General features: G+C 61.1%; 14 protein-coding genes and 1 pseudogene. 10 read left to right on the top strand and 5 right to left on the bottom strand.

The features are described 5' to 3' along the window. Positions 1 to 123: 123 nt before the first annotated feature. Positions 124 to 1,101, bottom strand: coding sequence for a helix-turn-helix domain-containing protein (locus MOV74_RS03440; RefSeq protein WP_246917931.1), 978 nt, complete (start codon positions 1,099 to 1,101; stop codon positions 124 to 126). 74 nt (positions 1,102 to 1,175) lie between these two features. Further along, a complete protein-coding gene (locus MOV74_RS03435) occupies positions 1,176 to 1,598 on the bottom strand; it encodes a ribbon-helix-helix protein, CopG family (RefSeq protein WP_246917929.1) in 423 nt (140 codons plus the stop codon). 192 nt (positions 1,599 to 1,790) lie between these two features. On the opposite strand from MOV74_RS03435, the gene MOV74_RS03430 reads away from it, so the two are divergent. The 10 genes and pseudogenes from MOV74_RS03430 to MOV74_RS03385 all read left to right on the top strand — a co-directional run bounded on the left by MOV74_RS03430 (position 1,791) and on the right by MOV74_RS03385 (position 16,369). Continuing rightward, positions 1,791 to 4,160: a tetratricopeptide repeat protein gene (locus MOV74_RS03430; protein ID WP_246917927.1), complete on the top strand. Its 2,370-nt coding sequence runs from the start codon at positions 1,791 to 1,793 to the stop codon at positions 4,158 to 4,160. Continuing rightward, the gene (locus tag MOV74_RS03425; RefSeq protein ID WP_246917926.1) at positions 4,157 to 4,546 is read left to right on the top strand and encodes a hypothetical protein; all 390 of its coding nucleotides are present in this window, start codon (positions 4,157 to 4,159) and stop codon (positions 4,544 to 4,546) included. The genes MOV74_RS03430 and MOV74_RS03425 overlap by 4 nt, the downstream gene beginning before the upstream one ends. A gap of 2 nt (positions 4,547 to 4,548) precedes the next feature. Beyond that, positions 4,549 to 7,092: an Hsp70 family protein gene (locus MOV74_RS03420; protein ID WP_246917947.1), complete on the top strand. Its 2,544-nt coding sequence runs from the start codon at positions 4,549 to 4,551 to the stop codon at positions 7,090 to 7,092. 1 nt (position 7,093) lies between these two features. Beyond that, a complete protein-coding gene (locus tag MOV74_RS03415) occupies positions 7,094 to 8,401 on the top strand; it encodes an AAA family ATPase (protein ID WP_246917925.1) in 1,308 nt (435 codons plus the stop codon). A gap of 268 nt (positions 8,402 to 8,669) precedes the next feature. Then, the gene (locus MOV74_RS03410) at positions 8,670 to 9,683 is read left to right on the top strand and encodes an SAVED domain-containing protein (RefSeq protein ID WP_246917923.1); all 1,014 of its coding nucleotides are present in this window, start codon (positions 8,670 to 8,672) and stop codon (positions 9,681 to 9,683) included. After that, entirely contained in the window at positions 9,680 to 11,047 is a 1,368-nt protein-coding gene (locus tag MOV74_RS03405) for a nucleotide-binding domain-containing protein (protein WP_246917921.1), read from the top strand. Before MOV74_RS03410 ends, MOV74_RS03405 begins: the two co-directional genes overlap by 4 nt. Before the next feature lie 21 nt (positions 11,048 to 11,068). Then, complete coding sequence (locus MOV74_RS03400) at positions 11,069 to 11,911, top strand: hypothetical protein (RefSeq protein WP_246917919.1); 843 nt, start codon at positions 11,069 to 11,071, stop codon at positions 11,909 to 11,911. Positions 11,912 to 12,433: 522 nt separating this feature from the next. Then, a pseudogene (locus MOV74_RS03395) lies at positions 12,434 to 12,675 on the top strand (hypothetical protein). A gap of 1,018 nt (positions 12,676 to 13,693) precedes the next feature. Then, the gene (locus MOV74_RS03390; RefSeq protein ID WP_246917917.1) at positions 13,694 to 15,139 is read left to right on the top strand and encodes a DUF1254 domain-containing protein; all 1,446 of its coding nucleotides are present in this window, start codon (positions 13,694 to 13,696) and stop codon (positions 15,137 to 15,139) included. A 159-nt stretch (positions 15,140 to 15,298) separates the two neighbouring features. Beyond that, entirely contained in the window at positions 15,299 to 16,369 is a 1,071-nt protein-coding gene (locus MOV74_RS03385) for an IS110 family transposase (protein ID WP_246917915.1), read from the top strand. 595 nt (positions 16,370 to 16,964) lie between these two features. Here the strand turns inward: MOV74_RS03385 and MOV74_RS03380 are convergent. From MOV74_RS03380 to MOV74_RS03370, 3 genes are all read right to left on the bottom strand, one after another. Continuing rightward, the gene (locus MOV74_RS03380; protein ID WP_246917943.1) at positions 16,965 to 17,978 is read right to left on the bottom strand and encodes a transporter; all 1,014 of its coding nucleotides are present in this window, start codon (positions 17,976 to 17,978) and stop codon (positions 16,965 to 16,967) included. Positions 17,979 to 18,400: 422 nt separating this feature from the next. Further along, positions 18,401 to 19,150, bottom strand: coding sequence for a DUF4239 domain-containing protein (locus MOV74_RS03375; RefSeq protein ID WP_246917914.1), 750 nt, complete (start codon positions 19,148 to 19,150; stop codon positions 18,401 to 18,403). A gap of 399 nt (positions 19,151 to 19,549) precedes the next feature. After that, positions 19,550 to 19,708 (bottom strand): hypothetical protein, encoded by a 159-nt coding sequence (locus MOV74_RS03370; protein ID WP_246917913.1) that lies wholly within the window; start codon positions 19,706 to 19,708, stop codon positions 19,550 to 19,552. Positions 19,709 to 19,808: the final 100 nt, after the last annotated feature.

Here is a 19,808-nt window from a genome sequence, read left to right as displayed (position 1 = left end):
CCCGGCATGGCGATAAGTGGGTGATGGTGCCCCGGTGCGACCCTGGAGGGGCTGAGACCGGCTGAGGGATGATGAAGGGACCGGCAGCGCAGCGTTGTGCTGCTGCCGGTCGTGACGCTGAGGCTAGATTGCCATCTGGAACGGCATGCCGCGGCTGGCCCGCGCTCGCGCCTTGGCGTTGTCCTTCCAAGGCTCATCGGCCAACCACTTGACCGGGTCTTTGCATCGATCCCGATCATGCAGTTCTTTGTCGTATCGCCGTGTTGCGACTAGGACGGACTCAAACTTGACGCCGGCCTTAGCAACATCAAGTAACGCGGCCTCTGCGGCCTTGACGTTCTTCCGCACCGGATAGGCGTTCCAGAACTGGTCACGCCAGTCCGTGGGCCAATCGTCCGGCAGGTCGTCCGCTGGCCCGGTTCGCGGACGATCATCATCAACCGAACCAACAGCCGGCCCACGCTCGCCGGAGGCGGGCGCAGATTGAGACGGGTCTTTGGGGTGGGTCTCTGAGCGGGGTCCATGAGAAGAGTTGGGTGCGGTGAACACACCCTCATCGATAGGTGACCGCACCCCTTCTGACAGGTCACCGCCCCCCTCCTGACCGGTGACCGCACCCTCCTTGGATTGTGGGGGTGCGGTGAACGCACCCTCGGCAGGCGCGACAGCGAACGCTCCCCAGTTCTTCAGCCGGTACTCATTGACCTCGTCAGATTTGCCTTTCTTGGTGCTCCTGACGTTCAGGACTGCCTTGCATGGGACGAGCTTCCTCTCTCCGCTTTTGGAGCGGATTTCACGCTGGCCAGTTTTCAGTTCCTTGATGATGCGCTTTGCAGCGCGTTCGTCCTTCGCGATATCCTTCGCGAGGGTTTCGTAATTCGGATAGGCGCTTCCCCACCGACTCTCATCTCCAGAGCGCCCCTCATTCAGACGATCTGTGATGCAGACCAGCGCCCGGAACTGGGCGTCTGTGATCTCAGGATCATGAGCAAACGACCGGATCATTTGCAGCTTGCGACCGGCAGTGATCTGTATCTTCACGCCTTCCGGCGACGTGAGGATAGGCGCTTCAGATTTGATTTTCGCGTTGTTTCGTGACATAAGAACTCTGCTAGATTTTCAATTTCTCTCAGCCCCGGCGTTCCAGCGCTGGGGCTTTCGTTTGATGGCGGTGCTTACTTCGCGGCGGCTTTGAGCCGTTGCAGACGCTCATCGATGGCCTGCCTCACGAACTCCGACCTGCCCTGACGTAGGTTCAGGCGTGCTTCATCCAGCGCAGCCAGTTGGTGCGCTGATAACCTGAAGCCGACATATGGCCGTGCCGTATCGGGATCGTAGAAAAGGCGGTTAGTCATAGTTCCTCCAAAAACAAAACGCCCCGGCTGGATTGCCGAGGCGCGGATGGGATCACGCAAAAAACCCCACCTATGGCGGGGTTTTTCTCTGCGCAAAAAATCGACGATGTAGGACTGTGTCGCACAAAACGAGAACGACGTCAAATGTTTGAACAGTGTGGCCGACTGCCGAGAGAGCAGACCGATATTTTCCGGGTGCATGAAGCCCGAGTTCTTTTGCCCAATCTCGCCGTCATAGACCAACGTCTCACTTCAGCAGGCTTCAACTCAACGAGACCGTGCAGTATGCAGGACCCACAGGACTAAGTGGCGATGTAAGTTTGTGCTCTGTAGGGCTGCGCTATAGAATAAATCTGCTGGTGCTCGACAAGGCCGCAACGGCTTGATCGGCACTTGAGTATAGCAATTCTTGCAAGTGGTATTCCGAGCGGGCTGATGCCTTCAGGCAGCGCAGATGCGCAGACCCAAAGTGATTTCGAGGCGGAAATCAGCGAGCTTTCAGCTGCTATTTCTCGCAATCCACATGACGCCAAGGCCCATCGCCGCCGAGGCCTCCTCAAAGCCCGATGTCAGAGATACGACGACGCACTGGCGGACTTGGAGCGCGCACTAAAGCTCGCTCCCGACGATGGTCACGCGTACGGCCTCAGAGCGCTGGTCTGGGAAAAGAAGGGCGACCGTGACCGCGCGCTCCGCGACTTTGATGAAGCGATCCGGCTAGCCCCGCGCGACGCGATCTTGTTCAGGTCCCATCGCGACCGCGTGCTGTCGGAGGGTCGCGGCGGGCCGATCGCGGGCGGCGACTTCAATCTCCTCAAGAATCCCTTCGTCCTCCTCGGACTGCCGCCCGACGCTGAGCCTGCGGCGGTCAAGGAAGCTTACGAAGACGCGATCGAGGACGAGGCGGACGAGCCGGACGTCCTGATGCGCGCGCAGCAGACGCTCCTGACGCCGAGACTCCGGATCGAAGCCGAAATCGGCGGCTTCCTCGACGTCGATCCGAGCCTGGCGACGCAGATGTTGTCCGGTATTCGCAGTGGGAAGCCGCTCGGCGAGATCAAAGAGCACCTGACACGACTGCACTCGCTTCCGAGATCGAACGTCATCGCCCATTACGGCTCGGCGGGGCCGCTCGGCCTCGTTCACCTCTGTGACCTGATCGAGGCGCAGGCAGCCGTAGCGCTGGGCGCGGTTTGCGACGCCATCAACGACGTGCGGCAGGAAATCGCCTTGGGCCGCGTGGACCGCGACGCGGTGAGCGAGGCCCTCTCCAAGCTGCTCGATCGCCAGACCAAAGCGGTGATCGAAGCCCTCGGCTTCGACGACCAGGCGGTGGCCCTCTTCGATCTGTTTGTCTCGAGGATCGTCGCCGGCGGGGACAGCGCCACGGTCTTCAGGCTCGACGTCTACGTCTCGATATTCCGCCAAACCGTGGCTTCCGAGCTCTCCAGGCGCCGGGAAGCCGTGGCCGCGGTCTGCGACGAGATCCGTAAGAATCCGAAACCGGATGCCGCGTACCGCAAACTCGACAAGGCCCTGCGTGTCTGGATGGCGCTGGTTCGGCCCGTTCAGACCTACGAAAATTACCGACAGCGCGAAGACGCCGCCACCCGGGAGATGTACGGGACCGTCCGGCAGCTCGCGCTCGATCTTTCCAACGATCAACGCGAATTCGAAGGCGCGGAAAAGGTCGTTGCCATCGCGTCCGGTGTGTTCGGCCACCTGCCGCGCGCCGCAGACCAGATGGCCGAAGACACGAAACAACTCGCCGAACTCCGCAACGACAAGCTGGCCGACGAGCTGCTCACGCCGCTGCTGCAGGCCTGCGAGCAGGCTAATAATTCGCACCGCACGATCGAAGGCGAATTGCTCAAGGCCGGTTTCGGTCCCGGGTCCGTCGGTAGCGTAAGATCCATCTTCGACAAGTTCGCAGCGGCCGTCGATGCGACCGCCAAATTGCCGTTCTCGGATGCGCCATGGCGCCTGGTCCGCTCCATCGCCATCTCGCTGAACAACGACTCGTCCTCGCCGCAGGCTGCGGACAGGATCATCCAAGGACTTCTCGACCACGCGATCCATAAGCCGCCCTCGCCGGACATGCTCGCGATGCTCCGGGAAGACCAGCGCGCCGCCCGCAAGATCCTCGTCGAGAACGACCTGACGAAGAATCTGCAGGCGCAAAAATGGAAGGAGACGGAGCAACTCGCGGAAAGGCTCCTCGCGCTGGAAACCGACGAAGAAAACCTGAGCGCCGTGCGGACCATTCGGGATGCTGCGGCCGCCAAACGCAAAGCCAATACCCGCGTCATGTGGTTCTGGGGTGTCGTGGTCATTGGCGGCGGGCTCTGGGCGATCCTAGCCAATGGGGGAAGCAACTCGGGATCCCAGACGACCCAATACCGGCCACCGCCGTCCTATTCCAATACGCAAACGTGGCCGCAAACGCCGGCACCGTCTCAGACGACTGCCCCGCCACAGCAAAGGACCGAAAGCTTCGATACCAGCGAGACGATGCCGACGGTCGGCACCGGTCTGGCGTTGACCCGGGCGAACATCCGCTATTGCGCATTCCAGCGCGTCCGGATCGAGGCAGCCCGTCCCCTGATTCAAGCCGGCGTGCAGGGCCAGCGCTTCAGCGCGGCGGTCGACGACTACAATTCGCGCTGCAGTGACTATCGCTATCGGCAGAGCGACAAGGATGCCGTCGACACCGAGCTGATCGGGAAGCGGTACACGCTGGAATCCGAGGGACGCGCTCTCGCGGCGTCGTGGCGACCATCCGGTCCGCCGGCGACGCGGCGATGAGCGGGCAGGAAAGTAATGCGCGCGAACGGGGGACGATCATGGCGGACGGCGAAGACACGATAGCGCGGCTCGCGGTCGAGTATTGGAAGCTGCTGCGCGTACTGGAGCGGGCGCTGGACAGCGTTCCCGAGGACCGGCGCGAGAGATATGCCTCGCAGGGGCGCTTCGCGGCCGACCGCCTCGACGAGCTTCTCCGAGATCGGAAGATGTCGGTTCAGTCGTTCGATGGGGTAGACTTCGAAGTCAACCTGCCGGTATCCCCGGTCAACGGGGACGAGTTTCAGGGGCGCACCGACGTCGTTGTCGCCCGTACCATCGAGCCCGCCGTCATCGCGGACATGCGTCCCGTTCTGATGGGCAAGGTCTATCTGGCGAGCAAGGAGTGAGCATGTATCTTGGCATCGATTTGGGAACGTCCAATTCGGCCATCGTCGGCAACGACGGTCGGGAATTGCGCCTCTACAAGACGGTGGACGGATCGGACGTGCTTCCGAGCGCGATCATGATCGACCGCCGGGGCGGAATGTTCGTCGGAAAGCGCGCCTACGAGCAGGATGCCTTCTCGCCGGAAAATGTCGGCAAGAAGTTCAAGCGTCTCATGGGCACGTCGAGCCCCATCGAATTCAAGAGCGCCGACCGGTCGATGAGCGCCGAGGAGGCAAGCGCCGAAGTGCTCAAGACGCTCCTGGCGCAGGCCAAGCTGGCGGCAGGTCAGTTCGACCTGGAGGGCACCGTCATCACGATCCCAGCGGCGTTTAATCAGATGCAGTGCGAAGCGACCATGAGGGCGGCGCAGACCGCCGGCATCGGCCGCGTCGGCCTGGTCCAGGAACCGATCGCGGCCGCGATGGCGTCGATCGCCGATCGTCAACGACGCAACGCGGCGCTGAAGGATGGTCAATTCCTCGTCTACGATCTGGGAGGAGGTACCTTCGACGTCGCCATCGTGCAGAGCGTCGGCGGTACGATCAACGTCGTAGGTCACGGCGGCATCAACATGCTCGGCGGCACCGATTTCGACCGGCGCGTCGTGAACGAGATCGTCCGGCCTTGGCTCATGGACCAGTTCGATCTTCCGGACGACCTGCAGAAGGATCCAACCTATCAGCGCGTGCTCAGGATCGCGGCCTTTTATTCGGAGAAGGCCAAGATCGACTTGTCGGCGCAGCCCTCCACGCGCATTTCCGCCGACGAAAGCCAACTTTCGTCCCGCGACCTGGCTGGGAAAGAAATCTATCTCGACATTCCGTTCGACAGACGGCAGCTTGAGAATCTGGTCTCCGATCAGGTCGACCGGTCGATCGATGCGTGCCGGAAGCTGCTCAAGGAGAACGGCTACCAGAGCGGCGACATCGATCGCGTCGTGTTCATCGGTGGTCCGACCCGCATGCCGATCGTACGTTCGCGCGTGCCGGAACAGCTGGGGATCGCCGGAGACCTCGATTCCGATCCGATGACCGCGGTCGCGTTTGGTGCCGCGATCTTCGCCGAGAGCCGCGACTGGTCCGGCGAAGCGGTGACCGCCAAACCGACGAGGGCGACGGCCAAGGCGGGCGGGGCCGTCAAGATCGAATACGGGTATCCCGAGCGTACTTCGGATGCGCGGATCAGGATACGGGTCAGGCCGCAGGCGGAAGCGCAAGGCAAAGGCTATCGCCTCCAAATCGACAGCGACATGGGGTGGACCAGCGGGCAGCTGCCTCTCGACGGCACAACCTCCGTCAACGACGTGCCCGTCTCGCGCAGGGGCGACAACCAGTTCCGGGTGATGGTCTTCGACCAATCCGGAAACCCTGTTCAGGAGGCCGAAACCAGGCTCGTGGTGAAGCGTACGGACGCATCGTCTTCGGGCACGCCGATCACTCACACCATCGCCGTCAAGGTGGTGGTCGACGAGGGCGGCATCCCCAAGAATACGCTCCACGAACTGGTGGCGAAGGGACAATCGATTCCGGCGAGCGGCACCGAGACGTACCGTGCCGCGAACGATCTGAAGGGCGGAGAGAAGGCGGGGCTCGACTTCGAGGTCTACCAGATGGAAGCGGGCGTGACCGATCCGGCGCTCAATCTCCATGTCGGAAGCTTCCGCGTCGACGGCTCCCAGCTGGAGGTTGGCGATATAATCCGTCGAGGCGACGTGGTCCGCGTGCACTGGAATCTCGACGAGAACGGTCTCCTGAACTGCGCGCTCGAAGTACCCTCGATCGGCCGCCGCTTCGACACCGGCAAGATGTTCACCGATCACGGCGCCAGAAAGAGCTTCGAAGGGCAGGAAGGCGAGGAACTCGCCAACTCCGTCCTCGACACGACCGCGACCGAACTCGAGGAACTCGAGCGCGCTCTCGGCGCGAAACGCAGCGCCGAGACGGAAGAACTGAACCGGCGGCTGGAGGAACAACGTGAGAACCTCAGGACATCTTTCGAGGCGGATACGCGCCGGTCGATCGCTGAGGAGGGTCGCGCCATCAGACAGGAAATCTCTCGCATCAAGAATCGTCCCGAAAACGTGGGCGCCGTTCTGACGGAAGAGACGGATCGTCTGGTCCAGGACTACAATTCCATCGTCCGGCCCCACGCGCCCAAATCCACGAACGATCGGTTCGACGCGCTGCTCGCGCAGGTTCGGGAGGCTCTCCGCCATGGTCGGCCCGACGACGCGCGAAAATCTCACTCCGAAATGTTCGCGATCTTCATCAATGGCGCCAAGGAACATCCTGGCTTTCAGGTCGACTTGTTCCTCGCCTTCTCACGCGAGCGCCACTTGGCCATCGACAAAGCGATGCACGACAGGCTGGTCGCCGAGGGACAGGCCTGCATCGACCGAAACGATCTGGAAGGATTGCGCCGGACCATCGGACGAATCCTCGAGAACCAGATACCTACCACCGCCAAGAACGCGGCCAGCGCGGCTCTGGCCGGCCTCATGAAGTAGCATGTCCGGCTTTCCTTGGTTTCCGATCGGTCACAAGCTTGTAGTCGGCACCGTCGGCAGGTTGCGTGCGGAAGGGCCGGGTTATCAGGTGCTGCAGGAGCAGGCAGGCGACGCCCTCATCCTCGTTCTCGCCGGCAGGCAGTCCGCTGCGGATGACGCGGCTCGGATCGACGGTGCTTCGCTGTTCGCCGCGTTCGAGTTCGGCGGCCGCCGTTTCCTCACGATGCAGGTCGCGAAGTCCTCCGAGCCCGTGCCGTTGCTGCACTGGCCGAAGCGCTTCGGGCTGCCCACGACCAGCGACATCAGAGCCATCGGAGGGGCGATCGCAGACATGCGCCGGCGCGCTCCGCGGGCCGAAGTGTCGAACGCCCTGTTTCTGCCCGCGCTGGAAGCGTGCCTGCCGGTGAAGGACGCCGCGGAGCCGGAAGACATGAGGCAGATCGCCGCGCAGATACTTACGGCTTCGCAGACATCCGCCTTGGACGTCGGATCGGTGCGTGCCGCCAATCCCTGGGTCTCGGTCGACGACATCACGTTCTTCCTGTCGGCGCTCGGTGTCTCCGAACTCGCGGAGCCGGTCGCGCCGGAGGCCTTCGCTCTGCCCGGTCGCCCGGCTCTCGAAGCCTTCTTTCGTGAGTACGTCATCGAGCCGAACGCCGATCCCGAAAGGTATCAGGCGCTGAGGGTGCAGTTGCCGAACGGAATTCTGCTCTACGGACCGCCCGGATCGGGCAAGACCCACGCGGTGGATACGCTGATCGCCGCGCTGCGCCGACCAACCTTCAGGCTGGATCTCGGAGAGGTGGGAAGCCCCTTCATCCATCAGACCACCGTCGCCATGCGGCAGGCCTTCGAGCAGGCCAAACGCAGCGCTCCATCGCTGCTCGTTCTGGAGGAGATCGATGCCGTAGCGTCGGCACGAGGACCAATGTCGCAAGATCACAAGGTCGAAGAACTGACCGAGATCCTCAGGATGATCGAGGCTGCGGCCAAGAACGGCGTGCTGGTGCTGGCGACGACGAACAGGAAGGAAGCGCTCGATCCCGCGGTCTTGAGAACCGGACGGTTCGACCACTCGGTGCTCGTCGACTACCCGATCGAGGAAGAAGTCGAACTCGCCCTGGGCGGTATGCTGAAGGATCGGCCCCACGACGTGCTGGATCTGTCGCTGGCAAGCCGGTCGTTGGCGGGCCGTCCCATGAGCGACGCAGCTTGGGTGGTGAACGAAGCTGCCCGGCTGACGGCGCGAGCGCAACAGGACAGAATCACAGGCGCCTTTCTGAAAGAAGCGCTGGCCCGGCTTCGATAGTAACCGCCGCTCTCCCGCTCTCACCGGCGTGCCTGGGTTCGACCGCCGTCACGCGGCTCTCGGCACGGGCGTAGCTCTCCTCAGAGCCGAATCAGGCAAGGACCGCCGACAGAGACGAGACGTCGTCCGTTGTCCACCAAAAAATCTTCCTGAAGTTGCGCTGATTCGCGAGCCCAAACTATGGTTGATCGCGCGTGGGTTCCCTACATCGGCATGTATGAAAAGTCTTCGGAGATTTCTCACTAGCCTGTTCGCCGGCGACGAAGGCATGCCGCTGCACGGCAAGATCGCGCTACCGCTTGTCCTGGTGGGAGTTACCCTCCTCTCGCCGGGATGGAAGGACGCCGCGCTCGGGTATGTGAACAAGACATACGGTCTAGGACTCTCTCTCGACGCTCCGTGGTGGGCCGGCGCTGGCTGCGTGTTCCTCGCGGTCGCCGTTTTCCTGGCTGGACACCTGACGTCGACCGGCAAGCCCGCCGGGCAATTCGTCGCTATCCGACATCAGTCCTTTCAGCCGCTCACCGCGCCTCTCCCTCCGGACGCCCTGCCGCGCAAGATGCGAGGTCGAAGGATCGTCAGTTACGACTGCGACCAGTCCAACTTTCTCAGCCTTGGCGCCTTCGATCCCATCGGAGCCGTGAGGCAGCAGCAACGGATGATCACTGAGATCGCTGGCATTCTGAAGGCCGATTCCTCGGCGGCCCTCGGTTACTACGGCATCGTGCACATTCCCTTGCAGTTGCTGGCCGGATGCGGCGTGTCGTCCTTTCCACAGGTCGCGCTCTTCGACCTTCACCGTGAAACGAGCACTTGGCGCGAACTCCAGGCAGGAGGCGGGCCGGACCTCGCGGTGAAGACGGCAAGAACAACCGATCCTCCCCATCCAATCGCTTGCGTGATCCGCATCGAGGTGAGCTACGCGGTGCGCCCCGACGACGTCGCCGAGGTCGTCGCTGGCCCATACCGCGACTATTCTATTTCGATCGGCAAGCCGGGCATCGACAAGATCACTTACTATGGCCAGGTCGACCAGATCAGCTCTGCGTTCCGCAGCGTCCTCGACGAGATACATGGCGAGCTTCCTAGCAACCTCGTCGTTCACGTCTTTTACGCCGGCCCCGTCGGACTTGGATTCAGCCTCGGTCGTCGCATCAGCAGGACCATTCACAACCCGGTGGTCGTCTACAACTACACCGCCAACACGAAGCCCGCCTACGCCTGGAGCGTCGAAGTAACGAGGGAAGGAAGGCCGGAAGACATGGTGGCAGTGTACAAATGACCATGTTCGACCTGACCGCCGATCTCCAGATCTTCTACGACAAGCACGTCCGGCTCGGCGTCGATCGGCGAAAGAAGCTCGCCGATCACCGCGATCTCAACATCGTCCGGCTGAAGAACGGCCTCGACGACCTGGCGGAGGAGTCGAAACGCCCGCGCCCCCATCCGTACGATTGGCAGAACCAGGGTGGCTACGCGATGCACACCCTCAATCAGGATCCGCGCGACGATAACGACTATGACATTGACGTTGCGCTGCTGTTCGAACGCTCGGCGCTACCGGAAGATCCCCGAGCCGCCCGCCAGCGTGTCGCCGACGCGCTCTGCAAGCGATGCACCAACTTCACGCAGGAGCCGACGGCGCGCACCAACGCCGTCACCGTGTGGTACGCCGAGGGCTATCACATCGACTTCGCCGTCTACCGGACCTACGCCGATGACTTTGGAAGGCAAAGGATCGAACATGCCAGCATCGAGTGGAAGGAGCGCGATCCGCAGGAAATCAACAAGTGGTTTCAGAACGCCGTGAGCACGAAAAGCCCGGCCGGCGGCCTTTTGACGAAGGTGCCGGAAGGACAGCTTCGGCGCGTCGTGCGCTTCCTGAAATGGTTCACGCGGTCGCGGCCGTCGTGGAGCCTTCCCGGCGGCCTGATCGTCTCCACTCTCGTCTTCGAGTGCTACAGGCCCAGCTTCGACCGGGATGACGTTGCGCTGTACGACACGATCGTCGCGCTCCGAAACCGCCTCGCCGCCGACACGAGGGTCTATAATCCGGCCGACCGCTCCGAGTTTACGGCCAACTCCGAGATCGCCAACCAGGTGAAGAGGTTCAAGGACCAACTGGACATGGCCGTCGGGAAGCTCGCCGCACTTTTCGAAAGAGATTGCGACAGGACCAGGGGCCGCAGCGCTTGGGACTGGGTCTTCGTCCACGGCTTCTGGGGCGATAAGGAAGTGGCCAAGGTCGCTATGGACGAAGCGCTCGCGAGCGCCTCCCTGCCGACCCCCTACTTCGTCAAGATTCGATGCGATCTCGCGAGGACGGAGGGAGGCAAAACCTACAAGCGGTACGAAAGCGGCTCGTCAGTGCTGCCCAAGAACGTCGCTCTAAGATTCACCGTAGAGTCCACCAACGTGCCCGCCCCCTATAAGATCGTCTGGCACGTCGACAACCATGGCGACGAAGCGGCCGAACACAAGCAACTGACCTGGGAGACGCCGCCGTCCGAGAGCTTCGAGAAGTGGACAAGCACGGCCTTCAAGGGCTCCCACCGCATGATCTGCCGCATCATGAAGGACGGGCGGGTCCAAGCGGAGACATCACACGTCGTCAAGATTGCGCCAGGTCGCTGGTGGAATCGCTAGGGACGACGAAGGAGAAGCGAGATGGCCCGCACGATAACTATCCCCACCGCCGCTGTTAGCGACGCCATGGCGGCCTACACAATTGGATTCGCCAAGCTCGAGGTCCGCGACCGCGTTGAAGACGCGATCGGCGCGGGCTCCGGAACGCTCGTCTCGGTCGGCAAGGTGCTCGGGGTTCTGACGGCCGCGCACGTCCTTACCAACCTCCCCGATCAGGGCGAGGTCGGGATCGTCGAGTACCGCGGTCAAACCATTCACTATCGCAAGCGCACCATCGAGATGGCGAACACAACCAAGATCGTGCTGCGAGGCGATGCTTACGGGCTGGACGGTCCCGATCTCGGCTTCCTGCGGCTCGCCGCCGATACCATCGGCTGGTTCAAGGCGCTCGGTTCGTTCTACAATCTTCTGAAGCATCGCACCGATACGTCCGGATCCCCGCCATCGCCCGATTTCACGGACGCGGTCGTTGGCATGATCGACGAGCGCACCAAGGCGCTGCCGGCCGAGCGGCCTCGCGAACGGAGGAAGGGGTTCGAGGCGCTGTTCTCGAACGGCGCGGTTTCGAACGAGCGTATCGTCGGCGGTTACGACCTATTCGACTTCGCGCCGACCGACTATCCGGACTTCACGCTGCCTGGAGATTACGGAGGCACCAGCGGTGGGGCGGTGTGGAGGATCTATCTGAAGATCGACAGCGAGAAACCGGATATCGCCGGCGTTCGGCTCTGGGGCATGCCGTACTACCAGACCAAGAAGGAAGGCGGCGGGCACGTCCTGACCTGCCATGGAACGGTTGGGGTCTATGGGGCACTGCTGGACGCCATTGTCGCGAAGTGGCCTGAAGAGACGGTCGCCGAATGATCTGTCGCCTTCGCGCATGCTACGTGGCGACCTACCGCCGAATGTGGTAGACGTTGTTTGATGGCGCCCCACAAGAGTGCCACACAAAAAAAGATCGCCGGGCCGAAAACACAATAAAATCAATGCCGAGCAGGACTGCCGCCGCAGTTCAACCCTGTGCGGCACGCTTTGGCAATCGGTCATCGAAGCCGGGATAGCTTCGTAGCTTTTGGAGCTGGCGCTTAACTGCTTAGATTTTGCCGTCCTGGTGTCACTGGCAGTGATGCTCGCGAGCGACGCGGCCTCCCGCGAGACCGGCTCCGCTGCACCAAACGCCCAAGCAAATCGCCCCCCTGAGAAGAGTCTGCTGCAACTCGTGCCGCACCGGATGTAGAAGAATATCCACGGCTGGCGGCATATTTTTATGCAGAGGAAGGTGGAACAGGCGGACAAGCCACGGCTCTGCCGATTCCGAATCACTATCCCGTGCTAACCGCCGGAACGAGCGGCGGGCGAAAGAATTCGTCTTGGCAGGAGCGACAAATGCTGATGACGAAACAGAGACGCCCAGCGATCCGACGATGCGAGGCTGGGCGCTCGCCGTACCGCAGGAGGCCGGCGCCATCCACGAATGCGAGGAGCACGGCTGGGCGAAGGACCGCGCCGATCCGTATACTCGCGAGCATGCGGTGGATATCGCCAGACAGGAGCCGCCGGACGGCATCTCTCCAGACGAAGCCGTCGCGGAGGTCCGCGCCCTGCCGGAATCGGTCGGCAACACCTGAAAGGAATGCCTGCCGGAAAGAGGTTGATGTAGCGACCCCAAGAACAATAGCGCTGAGGTCCGCTCTATCTCTGATAGCGGCCCGTTGACGCATCTCACGCTAGGTCCGAGTTGGGCCGATATGTTGCAAAAGTCGATTTTCGCCGATGACCAAAATTCTGCGGGCCGTGGGCGCGACTTTCGCGTACAAGATGCGAGGGACCTCACGGCCTCACGCAAAATTCACAGGCGACTTCGGTAACGCGATTGAGGTTATACGAATCAGCGGTCGCTCACTGCGTAGTGGTTTCGCGAAAAATCTTGAGCCCTGCAACTTTTGACTTTTGCAACACAATTCGCCACTTCCTGAAATCACCGAACGGGCGACGCAGTAGGCCGTGTGAGCTATTGGAGGTTCTTCAACCATAGAAGCGCGCCTGCGCCCACGATCCAACAGCAAGCGAAGGCCAAAATCTCGGACAACCTGAGTGCCGCTATGACTGACCTAGGGTCCAAATCAGAAAAGCCGGATTCCCGCGCCCTCTTTCTCATACGTGAAGTGAACCGCAGGCCCGTCGCTACAGCGAGGACGAACGCTATAATCAGCGCGATCTTCAAATTCGCGGTTCTCACCAGCAAATGCAATCGTGGGCAAAATGACGCTGTGATTCATACCGTGAACATAACCGACCGATGCAGACTTGGCCGCAGCTGATCCGGAATTGGGTTACTGAATTCTAAGAACTTCAGACGAGGAATGGAGGCGTCCCGTCCGAACGTTCTAATGGCGGCTCCGGGTCAAGATGCGAAAATACTCTGCGCGAGCAGATGTTTTCCCTTATCCTCCAAACCAGACGCTGCTCGATGCGGTCGGCACTTCGCATTTGGGCCAACAGCGGTCATGGCACGCTTGGCTTTAGAGTGCAATTAATGGTATGCTTCAAAGATTAAGGTCAACTGGGCGTCGTGTTGAGCCGCTGAATTTTCCTTAGGTTCGACGAGCGCTTGTCTCCCCTTTGAACCAAAGTGAGGAGTTCGCCATGAAATCGACCCGACGATCATTCGTAAACGGCGCGGCTGCGGCCAGCTTGGCATTCACAGTCCTCAACGGAATGCCCCTGCCTGCAAACGCACAAGCAGTCACTCCTGAGGAAGCGCGGCAAATCGCTGAGGACGCCTATATCTACGGCTATTCGCTCATCACGACCGAAGTCACCCGGGTTCAGATGAGCAATGTGCCAAAGGTTGAAGGGCTTACGGCGCCGACCGGACAGTTCATCAACATTCCGCGATATCCGCCGGCGGATTATCGTGGCGTTTCGGCGCCAAATGCGGACACACTTTATTCTCTGGGTTGGCTCGACCTCACTGAACCGCAGGTGTTCAGTCACCCAGATATGGGCAATCGTTTCTATTTGTTCGAGGTGACCGACCTTTGGATGTCGGACTCCGAGTCATCGCCGAGCAGACGCACGGCTGACGGCAAGGCCGCCAACTACCTGTTCACCGGCCCTGGCTGGAAGGGCGAGGTACCGGCAGGCATGAAGCAGTTCCCCATGGCGACGCGCTACATGGTCATTCTGGGCCGAACTTATGCCGATGGCACCGAACAGGATTACAAGGCAGTTAACGAGTTGCAGGCACAGTACAAGATCACGCCGCTTTCCTCATGGGGCAAGTCGTATACACCTGTCGCGCCGCCGGTGAATCCGAATCCCGGCTTCAGCATGACCGATAAGCCGCAACCGGTCATCATAGCTATGGGAACGGAGGGATATTTCAATCTCTTGGCGAAGCTAATGGGTCGGGATGCACCGCCAGCGGCGGGAGATGGCCCCATCCTCGCGAGCATGGCGAAGATCGGTATCGTACCCGGCAAGCCGTTTGAGATGAGCAAACTCGAGCCCGCTGTGCAGGCTGCATTGAGGGACATTCCGCAATCAGCCCTGAAGAAGATTGAAGACAACAAGGCAGCCTTGGGCGGGATCATCGACGGCTGGGTGGTGACAAAGGGACTAGGTACCTACGGCCCCGACAGCTACATGATGCGCGCTGTGGTGGCGGCATTCGGTTGGCCCGCCAACCAGCAGCGGGATGCGGTCTATCCCTATACGGAGACCGATTCGACGGGACAGAAGCTGACGGGCGCAAACAAGTACACCTTGACCTTCGCCAAGGACGCGACGCCGCCGGTCAACGGCTTCTGGTCGATCACCATGTACATGATCGACCAGGGCTGGTGGTTCGTTCCCAACCCGCTGAACAAATTTACCGTCAGCCTGCGCGACAATCCAAAGTTCAATGCCGATGGTTCGCTGACGCTTTACCTCCAGAATGAATCGCCGGGTAAGGACAAGGAGGCGAACTGGCTTCCGGCTCCGAAGGGCGAGTTCATTCCTATGCTGAGAATGTACTGGCCGAAGGATGAGTCGCCTTCGATCCTGAACGGCTCGTGGAAGCCCCCGGCGGTGCAAAAAGCGAGCTAAACTTGTACCGCGCCGGCGCAAACGCACCGGTGCGGCATTTCCCAACTGCGCAGTTAAATCGGAGACAAGTTCAACGTCCGAGGATGGGATGGTCCGGCCGTGCTCCAGCCCTGCCAGCGAGCCAAACTGGTAAGGGCACCGAAGACAAGGGAGTATGCCATGTCCCAGACACTCAACGGCAAGATCGCCGCGATCGGCATCGATATCGGCAAGAATTCGTTCCACATTGTCGGCCAAGATCGGCGTGGAGCCCTAGTACTGCGCCAGAAGTGGTCGCGTGGCCAGGTGGAAGCGCGGCTTGCCAACCTGCCGCCGTGCCTCATCGGCATGGAGGCCTGCACCGGGGCGCATCATCTCAGTCGCAAACTTCAGGCGCTTGGTCACGACGCCCGGCTGATGCCGGCGAAATACGTGCGGCCGTATAGCAAAGGTGACAAGAATGACTATCGCGATGCTGAAGCGATCGCCGAGGCCGTGCAGCGCCCAACCATGAAGTTCGTGGCGACCAAGACCTCCGACCAGCTCGACCTGCAGGCGCTGCACCGCGTGCGTGAACGGTTGGTCAGTCAACGGACCGGCATCATTAATCAGATCCGGGCCTTTCTGCCGGAGCGCGGCATTGCCGTACGGCAGGGACTGCGTTTCCTGCGCATTGAGCTTCCGGGCATCCTGGCGTCGCGCACCGATGTCATCTCCCATCGCATGGTGCGCATCCTCGAAGACCTGTCAGGAGACTGGCGTTGCCTCGATACGCGCATCGAGGGCCTCACCAGCGAGATTGAAATGCTTGCCCATCAAGATCAGCACTGCGAGCGCCTAATGACGGTGCCCGGCATTGGCCCGATCATCTCGAGTGCGATGGTGGCCGCGATCGGCACCGGCGATGTGTTCTCCAAGGGCCGCGACTTCGGCGCCTGGCTCGGGCTGGTCCCGAAACAGATCTCGACGGGAGACCGCACGATCCTCGGCAGCATATCAAAGCGCGGCAATCGCTATCTGCGCGTCCTCTTCGTTCAGGCAGCCTGGGTCGTGCTGGTCAAGCTCGGGCCGGAGCATTGGGAACGCTATGGGCTCAAGTCTTCGATCGAGGCGGCGAAGAGACGACTCCACCACAACGTGCTCGCCATTGCGCTGGCCAACAAACTCGCCCGCATCGCCTGGGCGGTTCTCAACAAGGGACGCGCCTTCGCGTGCATCAAGACCGACGCGATGGCGTCCCGTCCAGCGTGATCCTCGACGTCGTGCTCGGGCCCGTCAAGGCGTGGCCTGGCAGCAGGACAAGAGAGGCAAGACAAGCGCGACGGCCAACCTTGACGACCCCTGTGCGCGACGCGAAGCCACGCGCAGGCCGGGACGAAGGAACGGTCCTCGGCGCAAACAAAGGAACAGCATAACAGGAGGAGCTATTGATGATTTAGCCAACAGCTTTTACCCGCCAAGGTCTGCGAGAGGATGAGTAGAGATGGAGGATCGGTCTTCCCGGCGCTTGCGAACACTGGTGACCCAACTAGCCCGTTCGAGGCCTATCCGAGAATCAGGTCGCATGCGCGCTGATATCCATGGTGGCCCGGAGCACACGCTCTAATCAGAGGCCGGATACAGTATTGCAAGACCGCGTCAACCAGGTCGACGAAACCTCTTGCACCGCGCGGCCAGACCATACAGTTGGGTCAAAACGCGACAACGTGAGAAAATCTGGTCCGCCATGCCTCGATGAGCGGACCTCGTGGAGGGATGCCGCCACTTCGCCAGGGTCAATTGCAGACATTAGACAGCGGCGCAGGATCGGCTTTCTAAACAACCGAAAGCCGCAGCTTGCTTATTCCTAGTATTTTCTGACGATGGGCTTTGTCGTCGGAGGCGTTCCGGGCGCGGGCGGCGAGATTGAGAAGGTGACCCAAGTATTCCAGCCCGCTGGCCGGTTTTCCGCAGCGAACTCTCCGTAAGCCTTAAAATTGAGATAACCCTGCATGTCGCCGACCGGAAAAAGGAACCCGATCTGGGGACCGACGCCAGCTACCTGGGACTGGAAGCAACCGACGCGGTCCCCTGTACCGCTGTCGCAGCCCAGCCCTTTGTAGACATAGCCCACGAGGCCGACCATGACCTGCTTCGACAAGAACTGCGATGCACCCCAGTCGAAGTGCATGTCGACGCCGCTTTGATACTGCGTGGCAGTGTTTTTGAAATTATAGGTGAAGCCGAGCACGCCGGAGAATTCGTGACCGGTCTGCGGATTGAAATAGGTGTAGCCGCCGCCGGCGTCGATCGCGCCGTGTCCGATGCCGAGGTTCGACAATCGATCGGATTGGTAAGCGCCAACCGGGATGTCACCCGTGATATACGTCATGTAGTTGTGGACGCCGGCGTTCCAGCGCAACGCGAACTGCGGCGCCAGATCTCCAAAGCCCCACGTCGTGTCGCTGATGGTGTCGGACCGCGCGAAGGGAACATTGCCGAACGGCGTCGTGAGCACGCCGGACAAGGTCCCTGCCAGGCTGGTGCCGACGACGCCATAGGCTGCCAGGAGGGACACTGACGCCTGGCCGCCGAGCACCGGCGTCGCAAATACATAGCTCGGAAGCACAAGGCCAAGATCGCCGGTGGAGTTGACATTCAGATTGAGATTTGCGTTCACGGTAAGGTTGGCCGGAACCCTGCCGAGCGTGAATTCACGCGCCCGCGCGACGTCGGCGCCGGCGGATACGGAGGTGTGGTAGTAGATATTCGCCAGGGACCAACCCGGCTGCTGCGGCGTGGCCGCGAGGCTTCCGAAGAGGCCGGGGATCCAGAAACTGATGCCGTTTTCATCGGCGAAAGCAGATTGGGAAAAAAGCATCATCGCGGGCGCCACGATTGCTGCAACGGCAAGTCTGCGTCTATGTGCTGAGATTGGCCGCCCGCTTTCCGCCCTGGCCAGTGCAATTGCCGGTGTCATAATCATTCTCCGTAAGGTGTGTCGCCTCCGAATACAACTCGGCGACACTGTATCCCCGGAGCAAGCAGGACTCAGTATGCAAAATTCGCTCAGGATTGATTTGCCAGAAAAAAGGTGAAAACTGCGACCAAAGAGCAACAGACGCTACACCACGGATATCGCTATTCGCATGATCGGCTTTGCGGTTGGAGCAGGCTCGACTGCAATGGTGGTCGGTCGGGATCTGCTGCAGCGGCCGTTTGAGTTGATCAAGATGCGCGTTTTGCTGATGTCCGAACCTAGCCGGCTGTAACGAAGAGGCAGAGCATGTCTGCTCCGCCCACTCAGGGACTGAGCGGCGTGAGAGCGTTGCGCAGTGGCGCGTTGGAAATTTGCATCAAACCCGCAAATGGCTGACCAAGCTCCAAGACCAGGTAGATCGCCCCCGCGGCCGACAGTGCAAAAACGAACAGCGCGCTGAAAACGGTTGCGCTGGGTTTGGCAAACAGGCCGAAGCTTCCAAAGATGATAGTGAGCCAGAAAATCAGCACCACCATGAACGGCATCGGGATCGAGTTGTTCGTCTGTGCGAACAGCAGCAGACGGGTTTGCGCAAGGTCGGTGGCGATCTGTACGGCCCTGGCTTGCAGGGAGCGCTGGGCATCGTTCTGCGGCGAAAGCTGCTGAAGCTTCGTGAAGAATGCGTCGCTTGCGGCGCTCGCCTCGAAGGGTGCCGCCTGGGCGACCTCGGCACGTTTCTCGCGCCACATTCGATCGGCTAAAACAACGACGCTGCGCCGTAACAGATCGCGTACGACATTCGTCTCCGGTCCGTACTCCGCCAGCAGATTGTCGAGCACGACAACATTACTCGTCATATGCGTGACTTGAGTGCTCTGCGTGTCGTAGGAGCCCTTCGCCGAAGCAATCAGCAGGCCGAGGACAAGCGCGGCTATCGTCCCGATGAGGCCCGTGCCCAGCCTGACCACATCCTTGTCATCAGGGCTCAGGTGATGCCCAGGAAGGAACATACCCAGCAGGGCGCCGCCTGAGATGCATACAAACGTGATGCCCGATAACGCGATTGCATTCATGATTCACCAGTGTCGCGAGGCGTCTCTCTGTTGGCCGTCCATTCTGTGGTTCCCGCACTCGCGGTACCGCGAGAAGCCGCGACCTTGCGGTCGCCTAGGCTACGGACTGCGGGCCTCTTCGCGAGCTTCGCCGCGGTCCGGGCCGGGAAACCGACGTCGATGAGCCATCCAAACCACATGTCGTTGATCGTCCCGAGCCCCTTCGGCGGCTGTTCGACCACGACGGGACCCCTTCGTCAGATCCACAATGCTGAAATAATAAATAGTGTCGGCATTCGCGGTGAGAAACAGCGACTTCGCATCCAATCAGTTCGGGGTAGATGGTGACAGTATTGTCCTCGGCCCCGATGCCGAGAAGGCCCTGACGGATCGCATACGCGGATGAACCCCCGTAGCTGTTCAGGAACGCGCAAGACCGCGGGTGAAGTCCAGCGTATCGTAAATCTTCTCGGCGGTTTCCGCGCTGGGCGCGCCGTCCTTGAAATTGAGCTTGCCGATGCGCGTGTCCGGAGTGACGAGCATTGGCGGAATGGCGGGTGCGGTCTGTGCGGCGGCCAATTGGGGCAGGGTCAGCGCGGCGCTGGCTACAATGACTGCGAGGCCTAAGAAGGAGCTTCATAGAATCGTGTCCGTTTTCAAGCCCGAACTCGAGAAAATG

Origin of the sequence: Bradyrhizobium sp. SHOUNA76, assembly GCF_023006445.1 — a bacterium.
GTDB lineage: Bacteria > Pseudomonadota > Alphaproteobacteria > Rhizobiales > Xanthobacteraceae > Bradyrhizobium.
Note: the sequence above shows the minus strand (reverse complement) of the source record. Positions and strands in the feature narration are given on the sequence as shown.